The sequence below is a fragment of the Kosakonia sp. Marseille-Q7440 genome (assembly GCF_965119485.1).
The window spans coordinates 1,751,659-1,775,016 of sequence record NZ_CBCPLT010000001.1 but is presented as its reverse complement, the minus strand read 5'-3'; the positions used below and the strand labels follow the sequence as shown (position 1 = coordinate 1,775,016).

General features: G+C 57.4%; 24 protein-coding genes. 13 read left to right on the top strand and 11 right to left on the bottom strand.

Annotated features, from left to right (window positions below; all coding sequences use genetic code 11):
• Positions 1 to 5 precede the first annotated feature (5 nt).
• The 3 genes from pfkB (at position 6) to ACWPW2_RS08175 (ending at position 2,279) form a co-directional block, all read left to right on the top strand.
• Positions 6 to 938, top strand: a complete 933-nt coding sequence (pfkB, locus tag ACWPW2_RS08185) for a 6-phosphofructokinase II (protein ID WP_454122348.1) — start codon at positions 6 to 8, stop codon at positions 936 to 938.
• 84 nt (positions 939 to 1,022) lie between these two features.
• Entirely contained in the window at positions 1,023 to 1,313 is a 291-nt protein-coding gene (gene ghoS / locus ACWPW2_RS08180) for a type V toxin-antitoxin system endoribonuclease antitoxin GhoS (protein ID WP_124968492.1), read from the top strand.
• A 105-nt stretch (positions 1,314 to 1,418) separates the two neighbouring features.
• Entirely contained in the window at positions 1,419 to 2,279 is an 861-nt protein-coding gene (locus ACWPW2_RS08175; protein WP_124968493.1) for a fructosamine kinase family protein, read from the top strand.
• Between the two features lie 50 nt (positions 2,280 to 2,329).
• On the opposite strand, the gene ACWPW2_RS08170 is transcribed toward ACWPW2_RS08175, so the two are convergent.
• Positions 2,330 to 2,866 carry a YniB family protein gene (locus ACWPW2_RS08170; protein WP_454122345.1) on the bottom strand — a complete coding sequence of 179 codons (537 nt, stop codon included), beginning with the start codon at positions 2,864 to 2,866 and terminating at the stop codon, positions 2,330 to 2,332.
• A 146-nt stretch (positions 2,867 to 3,012) separates the two neighbouring features.
• On the opposite strand from ACWPW2_RS08170, the gene hxpB reads away from it, so the two are divergent.
• The 4 genes from hxpB (at position 3,013) to ACWPW2_RS08150 (ending at position 6,797) form a co-directional block, all read left to right on the top strand.
• Complete coding sequence (gene hxpB / locus ACWPW2_RS08165) at positions 3,013 to 3,681, top strand: hexitol phosphatase HxpB (RefSeq protein WP_023481710.1); 669 nt, start codon at positions 3,013 to 3,015, stop codon at positions 3,679 to 3,681.
• 146 nt (positions 3,682 to 3,827) lie between these two features.
• Positions 3,828 to 4,589, top strand: coding sequence for a 2-dehydro-3-deoxy-D-gluconate 5-dehydrogenase KduD (kduD, locus tag ACWPW2_RS08160; protein ID WP_270220781.1), 762 nt, complete (start codon positions 3,828 to 3,830; stop codon positions 4,587 to 4,589).
• 97 nt (positions 4,590 to 4,686) lie between these two features.
• Positions 4,687 to 5,277: a metal-dependent hydrolase gene (locus tag ACWPW2_RS08155; RefSeq protein ID WP_454122342.1), complete on the top strand. Its 591-nt coding sequence runs from the start codon at positions 4,687 to 4,689 to the stop codon at positions 5,275 to 5,277.
• Positions 5,278 to 5,405: 128 nt separating this feature from the next.
• Positions 5,406 to 6,797: an L-cystine transporter gene (locus ACWPW2_RS08150; protein WP_454122340.1), complete on the top strand. Its 1,392-nt coding sequence runs from the start codon at positions 5,406 to 5,408 to the stop codon at positions 6,795 to 6,797.
• Between the two features lie 46 nt (positions 6,798 to 6,843).
• Here ACWPW2_RS08150 and cedA read toward each other — a convergent pair whose 3' ends face one another.
• A complete protein-coding gene (cedA, locus tag ACWPW2_RS08145) occupies positions 6,844 to 7,098 on the bottom strand; it encodes a cell division activator CedA (RefSeq protein ID WP_270220779.1) in 255 nt (84 codons plus the stop codon).
• Between the two features lie 194 nt (positions 7,099 to 7,292).
• Here cedA and katE point away from each other — a divergent pair, with 194 nt between their 5' ends.
• Positions 7,293 to 9,551: a catalase HPII gene (gene katE / locus ACWPW2_RS08140; RefSeq protein ID WP_023481496.1), complete on the top strand. Its 2,259-nt coding sequence runs from the start codon at positions 7,293 to 7,295 to the stop codon at positions 9,549 to 9,551.
• A 58-nt stretch (positions 9,552 to 9,609) separates the two neighbouring features.
• On the opposite strand, the gene osmE is transcribed toward katE, so the two are convergent.
• Positions 9,610 to 9,978 carry an osmotically-inducible lipoprotein OsmE gene (osmE, locus tag ACWPW2_RS08135; protein ID WP_023481703.1) on the bottom strand — a complete coding sequence of 123 codons (369 nt, stop codon included), beginning with the start codon at positions 9,976 to 9,978 and terminating at the stop codon, positions 9,610 to 9,612.
• Between the two features lie 252 nt (positions 9,979 to 10,230).
• Between osmE and nadE the strand changes: the two genes are divergently transcribed.
• Both nadE and cho read left to right on the top strand, forming a co-directional pair.
• Positions 10,231 to 11,061, top strand: a complete 831-nt coding sequence (gene nadE, locus ACWPW2_RS08130) for an ammonia-dependent NAD(+) synthetase (RefSeq protein WP_023481665.1) — start codon at positions 10,231 to 10,233, stop codon at positions 11,059 to 11,061.
• A gap of 163 nt (positions 11,062 to 11,224) precedes the next feature.
• A complete protein-coding gene (cho, locus tag ACWPW2_RS08125; RefSeq protein ID WP_023481516.1) occupies positions 11,225 to 12,088 on the top strand; it encodes an excinuclease Cho in 864 nt (287 codons plus the stop codon).
• On the opposite strand, the gene ves is transcribed toward cho, so the two are convergent.
• The 7 genes from ves to ACWPW2_RS08090 form a co-directional block, all read right to left on the bottom strand.
• On the bottom strand, positions 12,085 to 12,639 hold the full coding sequence (gene ves, locus ACWPW2_RS08120; RefSeq protein WP_023481716.1) for an environmental stress-induced protein Ves: 555 nt from the start codon (positions 12,637 to 12,639) through the stop codon (positions 12,085 to 12,087). The genes cho and ves overlap by 4 nt on opposite strands.
• A 308-nt stretch (positions 12,640 to 12,947) precedes the next feature.
• Positions 12,948 to 13,430, bottom strand: coding sequence for an ATP-independent periplasmic protein-refolding chaperone Spy (gene spy, locus ACWPW2_RS08115; protein ID WP_124968499.1), 483 nt, complete (start codon positions 13,428 to 13,430; stop codon positions 12,948 to 12,950).
• 311 nt (positions 13,431 to 13,741) lie between these two features.
• Positions 13,742 to 14,707: a succinylglutamate desuccinylase gene (astE, locus tag ACWPW2_RS08110; RefSeq protein WP_454122336.1), complete on the bottom strand. Its 966-nt coding sequence runs from the start codon at positions 14,705 to 14,707 to the stop codon at positions 13,742 to 13,744.
• An 11-nt stretch (positions 14,708 to 14,718) separates the two neighbouring features.
• Positions 14,719 to 16,044, bottom strand: coding sequence for an N-succinylarginine dihydrolase (gene astB, locus ACWPW2_RS08105; RefSeq protein ID WP_454122334.1), 1,326 nt, complete (start codon positions 16,042 to 16,044; stop codon positions 14,719 to 14,721).
• Entirely contained in the window at positions 16,041 to 17,519 is a 1,479-nt protein-coding gene (gene astD / locus ACWPW2_RS08100; protein WP_454122332.1) for a succinylglutamate-semialdehyde dehydrogenase, read from the bottom strand. The genes astB and astD overlap by 4 nt, the downstream gene beginning before the upstream one ends.
• A complete protein-coding gene (gene astA, locus ACWPW2_RS08095; RefSeq protein ID WP_454122330.1) occupies positions 17,516 to 18,565 on the bottom strand; it encodes an arginine N-succinyltransferase in 1,050 nt (349 codons plus the stop codon). The genes astD and astA overlap by 4 nt, the downstream gene beginning before the upstream one ends.
• Positions 18,562 to 19,782, bottom strand: coding sequence for a bifunctional succinylornithine transaminase/acetylornithine transaminase (locus ACWPW2_RS08090; RefSeq protein WP_454122328.1), 1,221 nt, complete (start codon positions 19,780 to 19,782; stop codon positions 18,562 to 18,564). Before ACWPW2_RS08090 ends, astA begins: the two co-directional genes overlap by 4 nt.
• Positions 19,783 to 20,215: 433 nt before the next feature.
• Here ACWPW2_RS08090 and xthA point away from each other — a divergent pair, with 433 nt between their 5' ends.
• Together xthA and ACWPW2_RS08080 are read left to right on the top strand one after the other, a co-directional pair.
• Positions 20,216 to 21,022 (top strand): exodeoxyribonuclease III, encoded by an 807-nt coding sequence (gene xthA, locus ACWPW2_RS08085; protein ID WP_454122326.1) that lies wholly within the window; start codon positions 20,216 to 20,218, stop codon positions 21,020 to 21,022.
• Complete coding sequence (locus ACWPW2_RS08080) at positions 21,022 to 21,441, top strand: pyrimidine (deoxy)nucleoside triphosphate diphosphatase (RefSeq protein ID WP_454122324.1); 420 nt, start codon at positions 21,022 to 21,024, stop codon at positions 21,439 to 21,441. Before xthA ends, ACWPW2_RS08080 begins: the two co-directional genes overlap by 1 nt.
• Here ACWPW2_RS08080 and ACWPW2_RS08075 read toward each other — a convergent pair.
• Positions 21,407 to 21,694: a DUF1496 domain-containing protein gene (locus tag ACWPW2_RS08075; protein WP_023481322.1), complete on the bottom strand. Its 288-nt coding sequence runs from the start codon at positions 21,692 to 21,694 to the stop codon at positions 21,407 to 21,409. The two genes, ACWPW2_RS08080 and ACWPW2_RS08075, sit on opposite strands and share 35 nt — an antisense overlap.
• A 236-nt stretch (positions 21,695 to 21,930) precedes the next feature.
• Here ACWPW2_RS08075 and gdhA point away from each other — a divergent pair, with 236 nt between their 5' ends.
• Entirely contained in the window at positions 21,931 to 23,274 is a 1,344-nt protein-coding gene (gene gdhA / locus ACWPW2_RS08070; protein WP_128483088.1) for an NADP-specific glutamate dehydrogenase, read from the top strand.
• Positions 23,275 to 23,358 lie beyond the last annotated feature (84 nt).

Below are 23,358 nucleotides of genomic sequence, written 5' to 3'. Positions count from 1 at the left end.
CAAATATGGTACCGATTTATACGCTTACCCTCGCGCCATCCCTCGATAGCGCGACAATAACGCCGCAAATTTATCCGGAAGGAAAACTCCGTTGTACCTCGCCAGTATTTGAACCGGGCGGCGGCGGCATTAATGTTGCCCGCGCCATTGCCCACCTCGGGGGCAAAGCCACCGCGATTTTCCCGGCGGGCGGCGCAACCGGTGAACACCTGACTGCCCTGCTCGCCGATGAGCATGTCCCGACCCTCAGCGTGCAGACCGCCGACTGGACGCGACAAAACCTGCATGTGCACGTTGAGGCGAGCGGCGAGCAGTATCGCTTTGTGATGCCCGGTGCCGCCCTCAGCGAAGATGAGTTCCGCCAGATAGAAGAGAAAGTGCTGACGATAGAGAGCGGCGCGATTCTGGTCATCAGCGGCAGTCTTCCGCCGGGTGTCCAGCTCGAAAAGCTGACGCAGTTGATTACCGTTGCGCAAAAACAGGGGATCCGCTGCATTATTGATAGCTCAGGCGACGCACTGGCCGCTGCGCTGGAGATTGGCAATATCGAACTGGTCAAACCCAACCAGAAAGAGCTCAGCGCGCTGGTGGGCAGACCGCTCAACCAACCCCATGACGTGCTGCGCGCGGCGCAGGAGATCATTACCAGCGGCAAAGCGCGTCGCGTGGTGGTCTCGCTCGGACCGCAAGGCGCGCTGGGGGTGGATCAACAGGGCCATGTGCAGGTTGTGCCACCACCAATGAAAAGCAAGAGCACCGTTGGCGCGGGCGACAGCATGGTCGGTGCCATGACGCTTAAGCTTGCCGAAGATGCTCCCCTCGACGATATGGTGCGTTTTGGCGTCGCGGCCGGCAGCGCGGCAACCATTAATCAGGGTACCCGCCTGTGTGCCAGTGAAGATACGCAGAAGATCTACGACTATTTACGCGGTGCGTAAGCGCAGCGGAATCTCTGGCATCCAGTCGACAAATATTTGTCGCCGACTATGCTAAAAAAATTTGCATTAACAACGAGGTGAAATATGAGTAACGATGGCATCACCCGCTACGTCGTCACGGTGAAATTTCACGATGAGACGTTAACGGACATTAACGAGCTAAATAACCACTTTACACTTGCGGGCTTTCTTATCACCATGGCGGACGACGATGGCAAGGTGCACGATCTCGGCACCAACACCTTCGGCCTGATTAGCGCCTTAAATGAGCAAGAGGTTCATGAGCTTGCCAGCGGCCTGGCGGAAAGTGCCGTCGGGCGAAAAACAGACGTTACGGTTTCCACCTGGGAGACGTGGCGGCAACAAGAGCAATAAGTGCCATCCTGCGCCGTGCGTGCGCCTGGTGTGCGTTAAGTCGAATTTTTTCACAGCTTTAGTGCGCTAACCTAATGATCTGGCTGATTACATGGGAGAAATATCATGTGGCAAGCGATAAGTGGTCTGTTAAGCGAGCAACTGGGTGAAGGCGAAATTGAACAACGCGATGAGCTACCGGGCGGTGAAATTCACGCTGCATGGCGCATACGTTACGCAGGACGCGACTGTTTCGTTAAATGTGATGAACGCGCCCTGCTTCCCATCTTCACTGCCGAAGCCGATCAGCTGGCGCTGCTGGCGCGCAGCAATACGGTACGGGTTCCTGAAGTGTGGGCAGTCGGCAGCGACCGCGACTACAGCTTCCTGGTGATGGAGTATCTTCACGCCCGCCCGCTTGATGTGCATAGCGCCTTTTTACTGGGTCAGCAGCTTGCCCGGCTTCATCAGTGGAGCGATCAGCCGCAGTTCGGTCTCGACTTCGATAACGATCTCTCCACCACGCCGCAGCCCAACGCCTGGCAGCGCCGCTGGTCAACCTTTTTTGCCGAGCAGCGTATCGGCTGGCAGCTTGAGCTGGCAGCGGAGAAAGGGCTACAGTTCGGCAATATCGATGCAATTGTTGAGCATGTTCAGCAGCGGTTAGCTGGCCACCAGCCGCAGGCCTCTTTACTGCATGGCGATCTCTGGTCCGCCAACTGCGCGCTCGGCCCGGACGGCCCCTATATTTACGATCCCGCCTGCTACTGGGGCGACAGGGAGTGCGATCTGGCGATGCTGCCCCTCCATCCGGATCAGCCGCCGCAGATCTACGACGGTTACCAGTCCATCTCCCCGCTCCCGCCCGACTTCCTTGACCGCCAACCGATTTACCAGCTTTACACCCTTTTCAATCGCGCCATTCTCTTCGGCGGTGAACATTTGATGAACGCACAGAAGGCGCTGGATCGCGTATTGGCCGCGTAAAAGTGAAAGGCTAAGAAGCCCGATCGCGAATGCCATCGGGCGCTGTAACTTTACAGAAAGCCGAGCAGCTTAAAGAAGAAGTAGCCCGCCACGATAATGATCGCTGGCAGCCCGTAAAGCGGGAAAATCTGCAGGAAAATGGTGTGGTTTGGCACGTTAATGCGCGCTTCTATCTGCTCGCGGCTAAGCCCCTCATCGCCTTTGGCTTTTTCGAGGATCAGCTGGTTTTCCACCCCTTCGCGCACAAAGCGCGCCTGGCGGCTCATGCGCGCGCCGGAAGCCTGTAGAGCCAGGCCAACAAAGATCAAGGCGAAAATAATCCAGAACAGAACGTTCAGGCCCTGCTGAAAATGGGGCGTCGGCGAGTTGTACCAGAAGAGATTGAGGAATGGCGTATTGAACCGCATCATCTCAATCATTACATGGGCAAAATCGAGCATCACGGCGTTAATGCCGGGCTGTTTATCACTATGCTCATACATAAACTTCAGGATCGAAATAACGGTCGAAATAACGGCCGGAATAAAAATCACCCAACCCAGAACGCGTTTCAGTACGGCGATGCGTCCAGCTTGTTGATACGTCATGGATTCCCCTTGTTGTTGACGCACTGTTTGTGCCTTAGTCTACCTGCTGATAACTATTTTCGCCTGATTTTTAAAGACGCCAGGGTGAACGCATTGCCATACTCACTACCTTCACCCTGTTTTATTTCGCTAACCGGAGAGGTGTTATGTCTGCCCCGCGCCAAACAGTTGCAGCAATTTTTGATATGGATGGTTTATTAATTGACTCGGAACCGCTGTGGGATCGCGCCGAACTTGAGGTGATCTCAAGCCTCGGCGTCGACATCTCGCGCCGCGGCGAGCTGCCTGACACGCTGGGCCTGCGCATCGATATGGTGGTTGATTTGTGGTATGCGCAACAGCCGTGGAGCGGCCCGTCCCGCCAGCAAGTGACCGCACAAATTATTGAGCGCGCAATTGCGCTGGTAGAAGCAGAGCGTCCGCTGCTGCCGGGCGTGCGTGAAGCGCTGGCGCTTTGCAAAGCGAACGGTCTGCGCGTCGGGCTGGCCTCCGCATCGCCGCTGCATATGCTGGAGAAAGTGCTGGCGATGTTCGACCTGCGTGACAGCTTCGATGCGCTGGCCTCCGCCGAGAGCCTGCCTTACAGCAAACCGCACCCGCAGGTTTATCTCGATTGCGCGGCGAAGCTCGGCGTCGATCCCTTAGCCTGCGTGGCGCTGGAGGATTCCGTAAACGGGATGATTGCCAGCAAAGCGGCACGTATGCGTTCGATTGTCGTTCCTGATGAGGAGCATCGCGCTGATCCGCGCTATGTGCTGGCGAACGTCAAACTTGAAAGCTTGCAGCAACTTACTGCCGCCCATCTGCTCGGTTAAAAATGTGCAGGAGCGGTGCAAAGCCGCTCCTGCATCACAAAAATATTGAAACATCATTTCATTTGTTTGTATTTTGCGCTCCCGCCTTCTATTCTGATTCGCAGGCATTGACGCCCGTCACGACATGACATCACGCCGGAGTAGATATGATACTGGATGCTTTTAAGCTAACGGGTAAGGTGGCTCTTGTAACCGGATGCGATACCGGTCTGGGCCAGGGAATGGCAACAGGGCTGGCGGAAGCGGGCTGCGATATTGTCGGTGTTAACCGGAAAATCCCTCATGAAACGGCACAACGCGTCGAGGCGCTTGGTCGCCGTTTTCACGCGATTCAGGCCGACCTGCGCGACCAGCAGCAGCTGACGTCGATTGTCGATGAAGCGGTAGCGAAGATGGGGCACCTCGATATTCTCATCAATAACGCCGGAACGATCCGCCGCTGCGACGCCATCGATTTCAGTGAAAAGGATTGGGATGAGGTGATGGATCTCAACCTCAAATCGCTCTTCTTCCTCTCGCAGGCTGTCGCCCGGCAATTTATCGCCCAGCGCAGCGGCGGCAAAATTATTAATATCGCCTCGATGCTTTCATACCAGGGCGGCATCCGCGTTCCCTCTTACACCGCCTCAAAAAGCGGCGTGATGGGGCTGACGCGTCTGCTGGCCAACGAGTGGGCGAAGCACAATATCAACGTCAACGCGATTGCGCCCGGCTATATGGCGACCAACAATACCCAGCAACTGCGCGAAGATGCTGAACGTAATCAGGAGATCCTCGATCGCATTCCCGCTGGCCGGTGGGGCACGCCGGAGGATTTGCAGGGCGCGGCGGTTTTTCTCGCCTCTTCGGCGGCTGATTACATAAATGGTTACACGCTGGCGGTCGATGGCGGCTGGCTGGCGCGCTAAATTAGCAGGATTGTGACAAAGAGTTACACCGTCACCTCTTCCGCCTACTGTACAAACATCCTATACTGTATGCATCGACAGTTTAGCGAGTTTGATCATGACGGCGGAAGGACACCTGCTTTTCTCCATAGCCTGCGCGGTGTTTACCAAGAATGCCGAATTGACGCCCGTGCTTGCACAGGGCGACTGGTGGCATATTGTGCCTTCAGCCATTCTCACCTGCCTGCTACCGGACATCGATCACCCGAAATCCTTCCTTGGACAGCGGCTAAAGTGGATCTCAAAACCCGTTGCGCGCGCCTTTGGTCACCGCGGTTTCACCCATAGCCTGCTGGCGGTGTTTCTTGCGCTTATCCTCTTTGCCTTAAAAGTGCCTGACAGCTGGATCCTGCCGGCGGATGCGCTGCAGGGGATGGTGGTCGGCTATCTCAGCCATATCGTTGCAGATATGCTCACACCCGCCGGCGTGCCGCTGCTTTGGCCCTGCCGCTGGCGCTTTCGCCTGCCGATCCTCGCGTCGCAAAAAGGTAACCAGATGGAGCGTGTACTCTGCATGGCGCTGCTCACCTATGCCGTATGGATGCCGCAAACCCTGCCCGAAAATGGTGCAATCCGCTGGTCATCCGAAGCGATAAATATCCTGCAAAATGAGTTCAATCGCTTTATTGATCGCCAGTCTGCACGATAAATAGTCGATTTCGAACACTTCGCTATAAAGCATTCCATTTGGATATAAGCCGCCCCGGGCACTTCTGCTAACCTTGCGCCACAGGATGACCTCGATGTCATCAATATAATGAAATCAGGAGAACGGGGATGAATTTTCCATTAATCGCGAACGTTGTCGTGTTCGCAGCACTGCTGCTTTTGCTGGCGCAGGCGCGCCACAAACAGTGGAGCCTGGCAAAAAAAGTACTGGTTGGTCTCGGGCTTGGCGTGGCGTTCGGCCTCGCGCTGCAGGCCATTTACGGTGCCGATAATCCGGTGCTGAAAGAGTCTATTCAGTGGTTTAACATCGTCGGTAACGGCTATGTGCAACTGCTGCAAATGATCGTCATGCCGCTGGTTTTCGCCTCGATCCTCAGCGCCGTTGCGCGTCTGCACAACGCGTCGCAGCTGGGCAAAATCAGTTTCCTTACCATCGGCACGCTGCTGTTCACCACCCTTATCGCCGCGCTGGTCGGTGTGCTGGTGACCAATCTGTTTGGCCTCACTGCTGAAGGGCTGGTTCAGGGCAGCGCGGAAACCGCGCGTCTGAACGCCATTCAGAGCAACTACGTCGGTAAACTGGCCGATCTGACCGTGCCGCAGCTGCTGCTGTCGTTTGTGCCGAAAAATCCGTTTGCCGATCTGACTGGCGCAAGCCCGACGTCGATCATCAGTATCGTTATCTTTGCCGCTTTCCTCGGCGTTGCCGCGCTGAAGCTGCTGAAAGATGATGCGCCGAAGGGCCAGCGCGTGCTGACCGCCATCGACACCTTGCAGAGCTGGGTGATGAAGCTGGTGCGTCTGGTGATGCAGCTGACGCCTTACGGCGTGCTGGCGCTGATGACTAAAGTGGTCGCAGGCTCCAACATCCACGACATCATCAAGCTGGGCAGCTTTGTTATCGCCTCTTACCTCGGCCTCGGCATTATGTTCGTGGTCCATGGCGTGCTGCTGGGCGTGAATGGCGTAAGCCCGCTGAAGTTCTTCCGTAAAGTATGGCCGGTGCTGACCTTTGCCTTTACCAGCCGCTCCAGCGCCGCCTCTATTCCGCTGAATGTGGAAGCGCAGACCCGTCGCCTTGGCGTACCGGAGTCGATCGCCAGCTTCTCCGCCTCCTTTGGTGCGACCATCGGCCAGAATGGCTGTGCGGGTCTCTACCCGGCAATGCTGGCGGTAATGGTAGCGCCGACAGTTGGCATCAACCCGCTGGATCCGATGTGGATTGCAACGCTGGTCGGCATCGTCACCATCAGCTCTGCCGGTGTGGCGGGCGTGGGCGGCGGTGCAACGTTCGCCGCGCTGATTGTGCTGCCGGCGCTTGGCCTGCCGGTTACGCTGGTTGCGCTGCTGATCTCCGTTGAACCGCTGATCGATATGGGCCGTACCGCGCTGAACGTCAGCGGCTCAATGACCGCCGGGACGCTGACCAGCCAGTGGCTGAAGCAGACGGATAAAACCATTCTCGATAGCGAAGAGCACGCCGAACTGGCACATCGCTAAGCTTCCCGCGTAAAAACAAAAACGCCTGCACACTGCAGGCGTTTTTTTATTCCTCTATCTCGCCTTCCTGGCGCATCTGCGTCGCCCAGCGCTGCGCCGCATCCGGCGTAGTGAAAGTCGGCGAGCGGCGAAAATGCTCGCCCATCAACACAAACGCGACATATTTAGCGCGCAGCCTCCAGACATCACGATAACCTTCGACCTTTGACGCATGATCGGGGGGCGCCGGTTCGACGCGCGGGACATAGCTGATAATGACTCGATTCTGTTGACGAAGCGTTTTCATAAGCGATGCATTCACTAAAGACAAATTTCACACACACACGAAATCCAATGATAGCCGATTGTGACCCCGCGCGTCGCGCCCGGCGTGAGCTTCTGCGCGTTTTCCAGTCGCGGCCGGTTAACGGGCGCGACCGGGACATTGTTCTATAGTTAGAAGGGTTAATGGCAACAACCTGCCTTTTTAGTCATGGATAACAGGAGACGAGTTCAATGTCGCAGCATGAGAAAGAGACGCAACCTTCCCGCGCGCCGGTTGATGATGAAAACGAAGCCCGCCCGGGACTGGATTCCCTCGCACCATCTGATAATTCCCACCGCCCTTCGCCAAAACCGACCGCACCCGGTGAAGAGCCCACCGCACCAGGCAGCCTGAAATCACCCGATACCGCCAATGAGAAACTGAATGCGCTGGAGCCGTTCCGCAAGGGCGGCGAGAATGCCGCGCTGACCACCAACCAAGGGGTGCGCATCAGCGACGATCAGAACTCGTTGCGCGCAGGCTCACGCGGCCCGACGCTGCTGGAAGATTTTATTCTGCGCGAGAAGATCACCCATTTTGACCATGAGCGCATCCCTGAACGTATCGTGCACGCGCGCGGCTCGGCGGCGCACGGTTACTTCCAGCCCTATCGCAGCCTGCAAGATGTCACCAAGGCCGATTTCCTCTCCGACCCGGAGAAGATCACCCCGGTGTTTGTGCGCTTCTCAACGGTGCAGGGTGGTGCCGGTTCAGCGGATACCGTGCGTGATATTCGCGGTTTCGCCACCAAGTTCTACACCGAAGAGGGTATCTTCGATCTGGTCGGCAATAACACGCCAATCTTCTTCTTGCAGGATGCGCACAAATTCCCCGATTTTGTCCATGCGGTGAAACCGGAGCCACACTGGGCTATTCCGCAGGGCCAGAGCGCACACGACACCTTCTGGGATTATGTCTCCCTGCAACCGGAAACGCTGCATAACGTGATGTGGGCGATGTCCGACCGCGGCATTCCGCGCAGCTATCGCACCATGGAAGGGTTTGGTATCCATACCTTCCGCCTGATTAACGCCGAAGGAAAAGCGACCTTTGTGCGCTTCCACTGGAAACCGCTGGCGGGTAAAGCCTCGCTGGTGTGGGACGAGTCGCAGAAGCTGACCGGGCGCGATCCGGACTTCCACCGCCGTGAGCTGTGGGAAGCGATTGAAGCGGGCGACTACCCGGAATATGAACTGGGGCTGCAACTGATCCCGGAAGAGGATGAGTTCAAGTTCGATTTTGACCTGCTCGACCCGACCAAGCTGATCCCGGAAGCGCTGGTGCCGGTGCAGCGGGTCGGCAAAATGGTGCTCAATCGCAACCCGGATAACTTCTTTGCGGAAAACGAACAGGTTGCCTTCCATCCGGGCCATATTGTGCCAGGGCTGGATTTCACCAACGATCCGCTGTTGCAGGGGCGTCTCTTCTCCTATACCGATACGCAGATTAGCCGTCTCGGCGGGCCAAACTTCCACGAAATTCCGATTAACCGCCCGACCTGCCCGTACCACAATTTCCAGCGTGACGGCATGCACCGGATGGATATCGACACCAATCCGGCCAACTATGAGCCGAACTCGATCAACGATAACTGGCCGCGCGAAACGCCGCCGGGGCCGAAACGCGGCGGATTTGAGAGCTATCAGGAGCGTGTTGAAGGGCATAAAGTGCGCGAGCGCAGCCCCTCATTTGGCGAGTATTACGCCCATCCGCGCCTCTTCTGGCTGAGCCAGACGCCGTTTGAGCAACGCCATATCGTCGATGCCTTCAGCTTTGAGTTAAGCAAAGTGGCGCGTCCCTATATCCGTGAGCGCGTGGTCGACCTGCTGGCGCATATTGATGTCAACCTGGCGCAGTCCGTCGCGGAAAACCTGGGTATTACCCTGACGGAAGAGCAGTGCAACATTACCCCGCCGCCTGCGGTAAACGGCGTGGAGAAAGATCCCTCCCTCAGCCTGTATGCCATTCCGGATGGCGATGTGAAGGGCCGTGTGGTGGCAGTGCTGCTGCATGACAATGTTCGCGCGCAGGACGTGCTGACTCTGTTGCAAGGGCTGAAGAATAAAGGCGTGCACGCCAAACTGCTCTACTCGCGCATGGGCGAAGTAGTGGCTGATGATGGCTCGCGCCTGCCGGTGGCGGCAACGTTCGCCGGTTCACCTTCGCTGACGGTGGATGGGGTATTTGTGCCCGGGGGCGATATCAGCACGCTACTGCAAAATGGCGATGCGAAATATTACCTGCTGGAAGCCTATAAGCACCTCAAGACTATCGGTCTTGCCGGTGACGCTCGCCAGTTTAAAGGGGTGATCCACGTCAACCCGCAGGGTGAAGAGGGCATTATCGAAGGCGATATCGCCTCGACCGCGCTGGTGGAGGATTTTATCGAGCAGCTTTCAGCGCACCGTGTCTGGTCACGTATCAGCAAGATAGATAACGTGCCGGCATAAGGCATAAAAAAACCGGCCAGCTGGCCGGTTTTTTGTTTGCTCAGGCGAAATCAAAAAATTACTGCAGAGGTTTTTTCTGCTGAGACTGCTGCTGCGGTGCCTGCGGGTCGGTGTCGTATTCGGAACAGGTCTGATAACCCGAGTTCAGCACGTGACCGGTTTCGTCCAGTGCAACGAAGTAGGTTTCAGTTTTGCCGTTACGCTGGCCCAGGATATAAGTCTGGCAGGTACCACGAGCGTGAACCATGCTCACTTCTGATGACGGACGGCCTGCAATCTGCATTACCTGCTGGCGGCTCATCCCTTTTTTCACATCTTTAACGACCGGCTGACTAACCTGATCTTTCGCGCGATCGTAAGCGGTACAACCTGCCAGCATAGTCAGTACTGCTGCGGCGCCCAGAATTCCTGCGATATTCTTATTCATATTCCATCCTCTTTAGTATCCGCTTCTGTATCAGCGTGTTAACTAAGCCTGGAATATAATATTGGATTTTTCAACTCGGGACAGAAAATGATATATCTTTCAGAAAAATCTAATAAAAGTGCGTAAACGACCTGAATCGGCGCAAATTACGGCACGTAAAACTGTGAACCTTGTCGTTTTCCCACGAAGGGGTTAGCTTTAATGAATAACAATTTGCAACCTGCACAGCAGGATTCAACAACGGAGGGGTTAATGGCTCTGCAACAAGAGATTATTCAGGCACTGGGCGTCAAGCCAACCATCAATGCCGAAGAAGAAGTTCGCCGCAGCGTGGATTTTCTGAAAACGTATCTGAAAACCTATCCCTTTATCAAATCACTGGTGCTCGGCATCAGTGGTGGCCAGGACTCGACGCTGGCGGGGAAAATCTCCCAGTTAGCCATCTCGGAACTGCGTGAAGAGAGCGGCGACAGCGAGTTACAATTTATCGCCGTACGTCTGCCCTACGGCGCGCAGGCGGATGAGCAGGATTGCCAGGACGCCATTGCCTTTATCAAACCTGACCGCGTGTTGACCGTAAATATCAAAGCGTCGGTGCTGGCAAGCGAGCAGGCGCTGCGCGATACCGGTATTGAGCTGAGCGACTTTGTGCGCGGGAATGAGAAAGCGCGCGAGCGTATGAAAGCGCAGTACAGCATCGCCGGGATGTGCAAAGGGATTGTTGTCGGAACTGACCACGCGGCTGAAGCGGTCACCGGCTTCTACACCAAGTATGGCGATGGCGGCACCGATATTAACCCGCTGTTCCGCCTGAATAAGCGTCAGGGCAAGCAGTTGCTGGCGCACCTTGGCTGCCCGGAGCATCTCTACAAAAAAGCACCGACTGCCGATCTGGAAGATGACCGCCCTTCTCTGCCCGATGAAGCCGCGCTCGGCGTAACCTACGAAAATATCGATGATTATCTGGAAGGCAAAACGCTGGATGAAGCAACCGCCCGCATTATTGAGGGCTGGTATGTGAAGACCGAGCACAAGCGCCGTCCGCCGATCACCATTTTCGACGATTTCTGGAAAAAACAGTAAATCGTGACGCCCGCTCAGGCCTACAGATAAGCTGTAGGCCTGCTAAGCGAAGCGGCACAAGCTTCTCTCTCCCACCTGCACTTGCCTGATCTTTCCAAATGTTTCTTTTTTAACCTGAAGTAGCCTGCTACACTGTACAAGTAACCAGTATCAGGAGTTCCGTGTGGCAAGGCGTCAATCGGCCCCGCGTCTTTCATTTGAGGCGGCGGCAATCTATGAATACCCCGAACATCTGCGTCAGTGGCTTGAGGCGATGCCTAAGCACCCTGGCGTCTATATTTTTCACGGTGACAGCGAGGCGATGCCGCTCTATATCGGCAAAAGCGTCAATATTCGCAGCCGGGTGATGTCCCATTTCCGCACCCCGGATGAAGCCTCCATGCTGCGTCAGTCCCGGCGCGTTAGCTGGATCTGCACCGCCGGTGAGATTGGCGCGCTGCTGCTGGAAGCCAGGCTTATCAAAGAGCAGCAGCCGCTGTTTAATAAACGCCTGCGCCGTAATCGCCAGCTCTGCTCACTGCGCGTGGAGGAAGGTAAGCCGCAGGTGGTTTACGCCCGCGAAGTGGATTTCTCCTCTTCTCCCCATCTTTTTGGTCTGTTTGCCAACCGGCGCACGGCGCTGCAATCGCTGCAATCCATCGCCGATGAGGAGAAGCTCTGTTACGGCTTGCTCGGGCTTGAGCCGCTCAGCCGTGGCCGCCCCTGTTTTCGCTCGGCGCTAAAACGCTGCGCCGGTGCCTGCTGCGGAAAAGAGAGCGTTGAAGAGCATAACAGCCGTTTTCTCGCCGCGATGGCGCGTATGCAGCTGGTGTGCTGGCCGTGGCAGGGGCCGATCGGGTTAAAAGAGAGCTTCGGTGAGATGACGCAGTATCACATCATCCATAACTGGCTCTGGCTGGGTTCGGTCAATACGCCAGGCGAGGCGGCAGCGTTGCTGCGCACCCCCGCTGGCTTCGATCACGATGGCTATAAAATTCTGTGTAAACCGCTGCTGTCGGGCGAGCATGAGATTGTAGAGCTGGCTTAGTGCCCGGCCAGCCAGGTGATTTCGCTAAAGAGTAACTGCCCTTCGGCGCGGAGCAGCCGCAGGGTCTGCCGCCCCTCCTGCCAGCACGCGCCCTGATCGGCGGTGAGCAGTTTATCGCCCAGCTGCCATGCGCCGCTCAGCACGAAAACCACCCCGCCGCGCGAACCGAAGGTGGTGAAGGTGCGATCGGCGATGCGCACGTTCGCCTGGCAGCGATCGCGGCGGGTCATAATATTAAAATCCATCGACATACGGCCTTCGCAAAGCTCGGCCTTGACCGGCTGATCCCCTGCGAAAGTAAAAGGCTGGTGGCGCTTCAGGGTATGGCGCACACTGCCGCCGTTGAGCGTCACTTCCCCACCTTCTATCAGCGTGATCACGCGATCGACGCCGGGGAAAGGCGTAAATTCGCCGTTCCCGGCCAGCGAGGCAATGCTGGCGCGCCAGTTAAATTCGCGGGTAGCGGGCGGAAAGCAGCAAATCTCGCGGGTTTCGCCTGCGCCATTTCGCCAGAGATTGACCGGCATTTTGCGAATATCAAAGAATTCCATCATCACTCCTGAATAGCACAGCGATACGCTGCGCCGCTGCTTCTGAAACAGCGTGCATTCTTGTTCTTGTTCACATTGCTATAAACAGGTTATCGGCAGCCAGGCAGCGATGCCTTAGGCTACGACGTAACCAGAGATGTAAAAAAGTATAAACTTCAGATAAGTAGCAACTTCGGGCACACAGGAACAACGAGGATACCGCGCCGGTAGCGGCTGGCAAGAGGCAGGCGAGAAAAAACCGCCGGTTCTGCCCATCATGTGCTACTGGCGATGGGCAAAACCGGCGGTCTTAAGAGGGGTCGACTAATTTATTCAGCCGGTGCAGGAGGCATTTTATCGCCTGCGGCAGGACGTTCTGTCAGACGCTTCTCAAAATTGGCATTGAACTGTTTTTTCTGATCCGGCGTCAGAATGTTGTAAATCTTGTTCTGCGTTTCCATATGTTTGAGCATGTCGGCTTTGCGCTGCTCATCCATCTTATTGATTTGCGCTTCAGCTTTGGCTTTATCGAAGCTGTCGCTGGCGACAATCTCATGCATCGCGCGCAGTTCTTCCACAGGCGGACGCTTCATCTCTTCACGCTGGCTCTTCATGATGTCGCGGATTTGCGCTTTCTGCGCATCGGTCAGGTTCAGACCCTGGAACATCATCTCATGCGGCCCTTTTCCTTTGTGATGATGCATCATCGGTTTGGCATCAGCCGGTGCAGCCGGAGCATCATCAGCGTGCGCAAGGCTTGCAGCACCAAACGCCAGGGTAGAGGCAACAAACAGGGCAGTCAATTTACGCATAATATTCTTCCTTACTTCAGTTTTATATACGGCGGTTGCCGTGTTGACGCTAATCACTTTAGCGCTTCAAGCGTCAATTAATCAGAGCGATGGTAAAACAGTGAAAGTGTAAAAGTGAGAATTTAATCAAATATGAAGGAAATAAGGATAAACGGTGAAGAGTGGAAATAAAAATAAACAAGCCGCTGAAATATAAGTTTTTTATGGAGATAAGAAAAACCTGAGTATGCTATTTTTTTCAGCACTCAACAAGATAATTCCGTAATAAGTTCAGAGAGCAAAAATAAGCCCTGCGGTGGCAGGGCTTAACGCTACGCTATTTTTTCCAGCATTAATCCGGCGCGTAATCCAATCTCGACATTGGGGTTGGGAAATAGCACATACTCCTGCGGGTGCGTCACCAGATAGCGCTCGCCGCGATCCTCCGCCAGCAGCGTCCCCTCGCTGAACGGGGTAAAGTTCAGCGTCTCATTGTCCATATAGAGGGTAAACGCCTCACTGCGCCGGGTGAGTTGCTGCACCACCCGGTAACGCAGCGGAGGATGCTCGGTATCAGGCGCGGGTTCGCCGGCAAGCAGCGCCGCCAGCGCCCAGGCGGTGCGTTGAAACTGGCTGAGATCGTTGGCACCAAACGGCAGCGCTTTGCCCAGTTCCAGCGTGCAGGCGAGCGCATCGAAGGATTCACAACTGAAATGGGTAAAGGTTCCACCAGGTGCCTGGTGGAACACCAGCGCTTCAAGCCCTGCCGCGCCGAGCCACGTCAGGAAAGATTCATCCCACGGGGTGGCGCGCTGCGGCAGAACGCCAAAGCGCACATGATGCGAGCCGCGAATAGCGGTATGCAGATCGAGATGCCAGCGCGTCTCGTCGCCCTCAGAGAAAAAGTGCGTCACCGCGCGCTCAAGCTGCGCCGCGCGGATGGTTTCATCACTCGGCGGAAGCTGCTGCCAGCGCCCGCCGAACATGCGGTTGAGATCGCTTTTGATATAGCGCTTACCCTGCGCCAGCGCCTGCGGATTGCCAAGGATAATCAGCAGACGCCAGCTCAACGGCTGCTCACCGGAGAAGAGGTTGTGCAGCAGTTGATCGATAAGCTCTACCGGCGCTGTCTCGTTGCCGTGAATGGCGCAGGAGATCACCAGCGAACGTCCTGTCGGCTGCGGCGGCACCAGCTCGAGGATCCCCTGCTCATGCCACAACCAGTGAATTCCGCCCGCTTCACCGGACATCTTGCGTGGAATATCGCCCGCAATGGTTGCTGCCAGAAAGTTCTCCATACCGCCTCCGCTTAACGCTGAAAAGGATAAACCGACCCGAGATCCAACAGTTGAGTGAGGCGATCCAGTGCTTCACGCCCTTCGCGCAGCAGCTGAGGATCGGCTAAATCGGCCTGCGTAAGACGGTCGCGATAGTATTTGTCTACCCACGCATTAAGCGCGGCAAACAGCGTATCGTTCATCATCACCGCCGGGTTTACCGCCCGCTGCTCCGCCTCGCTCAACACCACCCGCAAACGCAGGCAGGCTGGCCCGCCACCGTTCGCCATACTTTCGCGCAGATCGAAGACCTGAAGGGCGCTAATCGGGTTATCCTGCGCCAGCAGGTCATTGAGGTAACGCCAGACGCCTGCATGCTCCTGCGACTCCTGCGGCAACACCAGCGTCATGCGGCCATCATCATGGCTCAATAATTGACTATTAAACAGGTAAGTTGCCACCGCGTCTGTGACCGATACCGCCTGTTGCGGCACTTCGATCGCCATAAAGCCCGGCACTTTTGCCGCAAGCTCAGCCAGCAGCTGAGCTTGCCCGGCAAACGCCTGCTCGTGGCAGAAGAGCAACTGGCGGTTGGAGACCGCAATCACATCATTATGGAAAACGCCCAGATCGATAACGTCCGGGTTTTGCTGAGCATAGACCACCTGATGCGCACGCACCTGGTTGAGGCGGGCCACCGCCTGGCTCGCCTCCAGCGTCTGGCGCGCCGGATAACGTCCGGGAGCCAGTTCGTTGCCCTCCTCGCGGCCATACACAAAGAGCTGCACGCCCGCATCGCCATACTCGCCGCCGAAGCGGTTATGGTTAGCGGCCCCCTCGTCACCAAAACGTGCCACCTGCGGCAGCGCGCCGTGTACGCTGAAGGTGTGCGGATCGCGGAAAATCGCCCGCAGCAGCGCTTCAGTCGTCGGCGCTTCGATTGAGCGGTGGAACTTGTTGTTGAGGTTCGCCACCGTCAGGTGGACTTTGCCATCCTCGGCATCTGCCGACGGGCAGACGGTGGCGGCATTCGCCACCCACATCGCTGAAGCGGAACTGGCGGCAGAGAGCAATTCCGGCGCCTGGGTTGCGGCTTTTTCAACGACCTGCTCATCGCTGCCGCAAAAACCTAACTGGCGTAACGCAGCAATGTTCGGGCGCTCGTGAGGCGGAATAACCGCCTGCGGAAAGCCGGCGTCCGCCAGCGCTTTCATCTTCAAAAGCCCCTGCTTCGCCGCCAGCTTCGGGTTGGAGCGCTGAAAACGGTGTTTGGTCGAGGCTTCATTACCAAAGGATAAGCCCGCGTAGTGGTGCGTCAGCCCGACCAGGCCATCAAAGTTTACTTCACGCGCGCTCATGGCTGCTCCTCACGCAAATGACTAAGCCCCGGGCTGAGGCTTTGCGGCAGAGTCAGATCTGCCGTCTCCAGGCTCGCCATCGGCCAGGCGCAGTAATCCGCCGCATACCAGGCGCTGGCGCGATGGTTGCCGGACGCGCCAACGCCGCCGAACGGCGCAGTACTCGCCGCACCGGTTAACGGTTTATTCCAGTTAACGATCCCGGCGCGCGCCTCCAGCAGCAGGCGATCAAACTTCTCCCGCTGCGGCGAAACCAGGCCGCAGGCGAGGCCATAACGCGTGTTGTTCGCAAGCGTGATGGCATCGTCGAAGTCGTCATAGCGCCAGACGCAGAGCAGCGGGCCAAACACCTCTTCATCAGGCACGTTGCCCACCGCGGTCATCTCAATAATGCCCGGCGTCAGCAGAGAGGTGCCCGCCGCCAGCAGGCGCGGAGCCAGTAACGTTTTGCCGCCGCGCGCTTCATGCTCCTGCCAGGCGTGATAGACCTGCTCCGCCGCCTGGGGTGAGATCAGCCCGCCGAAAAAGGGCTGCGGCTCGGCGTCCCAGGCAGCCGGTATCAGCTTGCTGGCGACCTCCACCAGCCTTTTCAGGAAGGCATCGCCCGCCGCCGAGCGTTTCACCAGCAGCCGCCGCGCGCAGGTGCAGCGCTGTCCGGCGGTCACAAAGGCGGACTGGATCGCCAGATGCACCGCCGCATCAATATCGTCCGGATCTTCAACAATCAGCGGGTTATTGCCGCCCATCTCCAGCGCGAGGATCTTCTCCGGCTGACCCGCCAACTGGCGATGCAGCTGATAGCCAGTATTGGCACTGCCGGTAAACAGCAGCCCATCCAGCCCCGGCAGCGCGCTCAGCGCCTGGCCGGTCTCGCGCCCGCCCTGCAACAAGTTGAGCACTCCAGCCGGTAAGCCAGCCTGCTGCCACAGTTTCACCACCGCCTCGCCGATCCACGGCGTCAGCTCGCTCGGTTTAAACAGCAGCGTATTGCCCGCCAGCAGTGCCGGGATGATATGCCCGTTGGGCAAGTGGCCGGGGAAGTTATAGGGGCCAAAAACCGCCAGTACGCCGTGCGGACGATGACGCAGGGTCGCTGCACCGTCTGCCATCTCCGTCTGCTGCTCGCCGGTACGCGCGTGATACGCCTTCACCGAGATCGCCGCTTTGTTGATCATCGCGGTGATTTCGGTCGCTGCTTCCCAGCGCGGTTTGCCGGTTTCACGGGCGATGATCGTCGTTAACTCCTCTTTATTGCTCTCCAGCAGCGCGGCAAACTTTTCCACGATCGCCTGGCGGGCGCTAAAGGGCTGACGCGCCCAGGCGGGGAAAGCCGCGCGCGCGGCCTGATAAGCCGCTTCGACCTGAGCGCTATCCGCATCAAAGCCCTGCCACAGCACCTCGTGATTCACCGGGTTGGTTTTCTCTCGCCGTGCGCCCTGGCCCTTTATCCACTCACCGTTGATCCATAAACTCATTGCGCTCTCTCCTCACCACTCTTCTCTTCCGCACACAGGCGCACCAGCCGGACGCTATCGCCGGGCTGACACTTCAGCGCATCCAGTTCGCCCGCCGACAGCAGCAGCCGTTCGGTCTGCGGGTCGACGTTGATCAGCATCGCGCGAAAATCGTCATAGCGCTCATTCGACACCATGCAGGCCGGCCACTCGCCCGGCGCACGCTGCCCTTCGCCAACCGCCACCAGGCGACTTTTGCGGATTGCCCGCACGCGGTCGATATCGCACTCCAGCGTTGGCCCGCCATCAAAGATGTCGACATAGTTACGGTAGCGGAACCCCTCTTTCTCCAGCACAGCTCGCGCAGGCGCGGTTTGCGGATGGACGTGACCGATCACCGACTGCGCCTCTTCCGAGAGGAAGTGGGTATAAATGGGGTGTTTCGGCATCAGCTCAGCGATAAACGCTTTCTGCCCGGTGCCGCAGAGATAATCCGCGCGGCTGAACTCCATTGAGAAGAAGCGTTTACCCACGCTCTCCCAGAAGGGGGAGTAGCCATGCTCATCAATTACTCCGCGCATCTCGGCGACCACTTTCTCGTTGAAGCGATCGCGAAACGCCGCCATAAACATAAAGCGCGATTTCGACAGCAGGTAGCCGTTGCCTGCTTTGCGCCAGGCGGGATCGAGAAACAGCGTGCAGAGCTCGCTGCTGCCGGTGTGATCGTTACTGAGAAACAGCGTCGGCAGCGCGTTGTAGACATTCAGCTCTTTCGAGGCGTGCACCTGGGTACCAACGCGGTAGTTGTACCAGGGATCATTTAGCCCGACGGCGACCTCAATGGCGCAGATGCCGCCCACTTCGCCGCTCTGCGTATCTTCCAGCACAAAAACATAGCCCTGCTCGCCCTTCGGCAGCGTGCCTTGCCAGGTCTGGCGGGCGCGCTCAATACGCGCCGCCAGGGTTGCCTCATCGGCGGGCAGCGAGGTTAAACCGCCGCCGGTTTTGCCGGCGAGTTTCATCAGGGCTGCGAGATCGCTTGCCGCGACCGGACGAATCACCATCATGTTGTGCTCTCCGAGAGGAATTTTTCACAGGCGCGGGCAAAGCGCTCAAGGCCGATGCGCACCTCCTCTTCGCTGATGTTCAGCGCCGGGGCGAAACGCAGCACGTTGCTACCGGCAATCAGCACCATTACCCCTTCCGCTGCCGCCAGCTGGGAGATCTGCTTCGCTTTACCGCTGAAGGCGGGCACCAGCTGGCAGCCTATTAACAGCCCAAGGCCGCGAATATCGCTGAACAGCAGGTGGCGGGCGTTGATGGCGTTAAGCTGTTCGGTGAACCACTCGTGGCGCTGTTTCACGCCGTTGAGCATTTGTGGGGTGTTGACGGTATCAAGCAGCGCGCCTGCCACCGCGCCCGCCAGCGGGTTACCGCCATAGGTGGTGCCGTGGGTGCCGACATTCATCACCTTGCCGAAGGTTTCGGTAGTTAGCATCGCGCCAATCGGGAAGCCGCCGCCGAGCGCTTTTGCGGTGGTTAACACATCCGGCGTCACGCCATAGTGCATATAGGCATAGAGTTCGCCGGTGCGGCCGACGCCGGTCTGCACTTCATCAAAAATCAGCAGTGCATTGTGGCGGGAGCAGATCTCGCGCAGCCCCTGTAAAAAGGCTGGATCGGCAGGCACTACGCCGCCCTCACCCTGCATCGGCTCAACAATCACCGCGCAGGTGTCGTCGTTAATCAGTGCGCTGGCAGAGGCGAGATCGTTAAAGGTGGCATGCTGGATCTGCGGCGGCAGCGGCGCGAAATCCTGCGAATAGGCGGGCTGACCACCGGCGCTGACGGTAAAGAGCGTGCGGCCGTGGAAGGCATTTTTGAAGGCGACAATGCCGCTCTTCTGCGCGCCAAAGGTGTCGTGGGCATATTTACGCGCCAGTTTCAGCGCCGCTTCGTTGGCTTCCGCCCCGGAGTTACAAAAGAAGATCCGGTCGGCGAAGGTGGCATCAATCAGCCGTTTTGCCAGCCGCAGCGCCGGCTCGTTGGTATAACCATTGCCGGTATGCCAGAACTTCGCCGCCTGCTCGCTTAATGCTTTGCACAGCACCGGGTTAGCGTGGCCCAGCGCGTTAACCGCAATGCCACCAGCGAAGTCGATATACTCCGTACCCTGCTGATCCCACAGACGTGAGCCCTCGCCGCGAACCGGGATAAAGGGCGCAGGCGCATAGACCGGCAGCATCCATTGATCGAAATTTTCACGCGTAACAGACAGAGACATAGCGACCTCACCCGTAAATAAATAGTTGAATAAATGTTAATAAAAATGACGTTTTCGCCCTTAATGTAGATTGCACGCTTCGTGCCAGCCAGAGGGAAAAATGCATAAACGGTGTACAAGAACGTTATTTCAATAACTTACAACCGAGCGCTATTCACTTATCATGCATAAAAAGTGAATAATTTTAGATATTGCGGCGAAGCAGGGCGGGATTTAGCGATAGTTTATGCATTTATAAAATTTAATTCTGGAACTGTGACTGTCCTCGAAATTAATTCTGCCAGAACGCCCCATTTTGGCGCAGCGCGCCCTGAAAAGAGGCAGCTGGCCTGATTTTTGCGCAGACGCGATGCGCGCGGGAATAAGTGGCAGTGATTGAAAGTAAACTCTGATAACATTCCTGCATCTTTCACCCCATTAAGTGGCTGCGACTATGAAATTTGTCTCGTTCAATATCAACGGCCTGCGCGCCAGACCCCACCAGCTTCAGGCGATCGTCGAACAACACCAGCCCGATGTGATTGGTTTGCAGGAGACGAAAGTCCATGACGATATGTTCCCCCTCGAAGAGGTGGCGCGTCTCGGTTACAACGTCTTTTATCACGGGCAAAAGGGTCACTACGGCGTGGCGTTGCTGACCAAAGAGACACCGGTTCTGGTGCGTCGCGGCTTCCCGGAAGATGACGAAGAGGCACAGCGCCGCATCATCATGGCGGAGATCCCCTCCCCGCTTGGCAATATCACGGTAATTAACGGCTACTTCCCGCAGGGGGAAAGCCGCGACCATCCGACCAAGTTCCCGGCAAAAGAGAAGTTCTACCGGGATCTGCAATACTTCCTCGATAACGAACTGAAGCGCGAGAACCCGGTGCTGATTATGGGCGATATGAATATCAGCCCGACGGATCTCGATATTGGGATCGGAGAAGAGAGCCGTAAACGCTGGCTGCGTGCCGGCAAATGTTCCTTCCTGCCGGAAGAGCGTGAGTGGATGGAACGCCTGAAAAACTGGGGGCTGGTGGATACCTACCGCGAAGCCAACCCGGACACCACGGATCGTTTCTCATGGTTTGATTACCGCTCAAGAGGTTTTGATGATAACCGTGGGCTGCGTATCGATCTGCTGATGGCGAGCCAGCCGCTGGCGGAGCGCTGCATTGAGACCGGCATCGATTACGATATCCGCGGCATGGAAAAACCCTCTGACCATGCACCAGTCTGGGCGACGTTCAAACTCTGATGACGCAGACGCCAAAGAGCATCGACGTGGTCGCCGCCATCATTGAGCGCGACGGCCATATTCTGCTGGCGCAACGCCCGCCGCACGCGGATCAACCCGGGTTATGGGAGTTCGCAGGCGGCAAGGTGGAAGCGGGTGAAACGCAGCCGCAGGCGCTGGTGCGCGAGCTGCGTGAAGAGTTGGGTATCGAGGCGGTTCCGGCGCGCTTTGTTGCCAGCCACCAGCGGGAAATCTCCGGGCGGCTGATTACGCTTCACGCCTGGCACGTGTACACCTTTGCAGGCGAGCCAACGCGCCATTATCACAGTGAGCTTGCGTGGGTGACACCCGCCGACGCGGTCAACTACGCGCTGGCTCCGGCGGATATCCCCCTGCTGGAGGCGTTCAGGGTTTTACGCGACGCCACACCAGCGGATTAGTGGAAATCGTGCGTTCATCGCGCTGGCACTGCAACAGCACCCCTTCCATTTTGATCACCGACCCTTCGCTGTAATTTTGATTGCCATAGACGCAGCACTGCATGCAGGGCTGTGTCGTTTGCGTCTGCCCGCCGCTGCTGAATACTTCAGCCGGCACATTCACTTCCACACCCGGCGACGGGTAGCGATCCGCGAGCGCGCTGCCCGATGCGACCAGCAACAACGCGGCGGCAACGCCTGTAAATCGGCTCATAGCCTCTCCTTTTTGATTGACTGCACTTATTACTATAACGGATCTATTTTCCGGGACTTTAGTTTCCCGCTTCATCGTTTTTCATTATGACCGTAAACAGGTTCTTAATTTATCTGATGAGCGAGATTTTCCCTTGCGGCGTGGCCTGTCGCCGATGTTATAGTCGAAAAGCGCCCGTTTTTTGCGCATTGCAAACACAACAACACTCATCAACATAATAAGAGACGCTTATATCTATGGATCAGACCCCCTCTCTTGCAACATTCCTTGATACCGTTCATCAGCGCGATCCGCACCAGCCGGAGTTCTCCCAGGCCGTTCGCGAAGTGATGAGCACCCTCTGGCCCTTTCTCGAAGCCAACCCGCGCTACCGTCAGCTTTCGCTGCTTGAACGTCTGGTGGAGCCGGAGCGCGTGATTCAGTTCCGCGTCGCCTGGGTGGACGATCGCAACCAGGTGCAGGTTAACCGCGCGTGGCGCGTGCAGTTCAGCTCCGCCATCGGCCCCTATAAAGGCGGCATGCGTTTTCACCCCTCGGTAAACTTATCGATCCTCAAGTTCCTCGGCTTCGAACAGACCTTCAAAAATGCCCTCACCACGCTCCCGATGGGCGGCGGTAAAGGCGGCAGTGATTTCAACCCTAAAGGCAAAAGTGACGGCGAAGTGATGCGCTTCTGCCAGGCGCTGATCACCGAACTTTATCGCCACCTTGGCGCAGACACCGACGTGCCTGCCGGCGATATCGGCGTGGGCGGGCGCGAAGTGGGCTTTATGGCCGGGATGATGAAAAAGCTCTCCAACAACACCGCCTGCGTCTTTACCGGAAAAGGCCTCTCGTTTGGCGGCAGCCTGATCCGCCCGGAAGCGACCGGTTACGGCCTGGTCTACTTCACCCAGGCGATGCTGGAGCGCCACGGCCTTGGCTTTGAAGGGATGCGCGTGGCGGTTTCCGGCTCCGGCAACGTTGCCCAGTATGCGATTGAGAAAGCGATGTCGCTCGGCGCGCGCGTGATTACCGCCTCTGACTCTGCGGGAACGGTGGTGGACGAAGCGGGCTTCACGGCAGAAAAACTGGCGCGCCTGTGTGAGATCAAGGCGAGCCGCGACGGCCGGGTAGCCGATTATGCGCGCGAGTTTGGCCTGACCTATCTGGAAGGTAAACAGCCGTGGTCGGTGCCGGTCGATATCGCGCTGCCCTGCGCCACGCAGAATGAGCTGGACGTCGAGGCCGCGCAGACGCTTATCGCCAACGGCGTCAAAGCGGTGGCCGAAGGGGCTAATATGCCGACCACCATCGAAGCGACGGATCTCTTCCTCGATGCGGGCGTGCTGTTTGCCCCGGGCAAAGCGGCGAATGCTGGCGGCGTGGCAACATCGGGTCTTGAGATGGCGCAGAATGCGGGCCGCATCAGTTGGAAAGCCGAAGAGGTGGATGCCCGTTTGCAGCACATCATGCTGGATATTCACCAGGCCTGCGTGGAGTACGGTGGCGAAGAGAAGCAGACCCATTACGTGCGCGGTGCGAATATCGCGGGCTTTGTTAAAGTCGCCGACGCGATGATCGCCCAGGGCGTGATTTAACCGCAGCACACTGCCGGATGGCGGCGTAAACGCCTTATCCGGCCTACGGGCTGTCACGCTCTTGTAGGCCCGATAAGCGCAGCG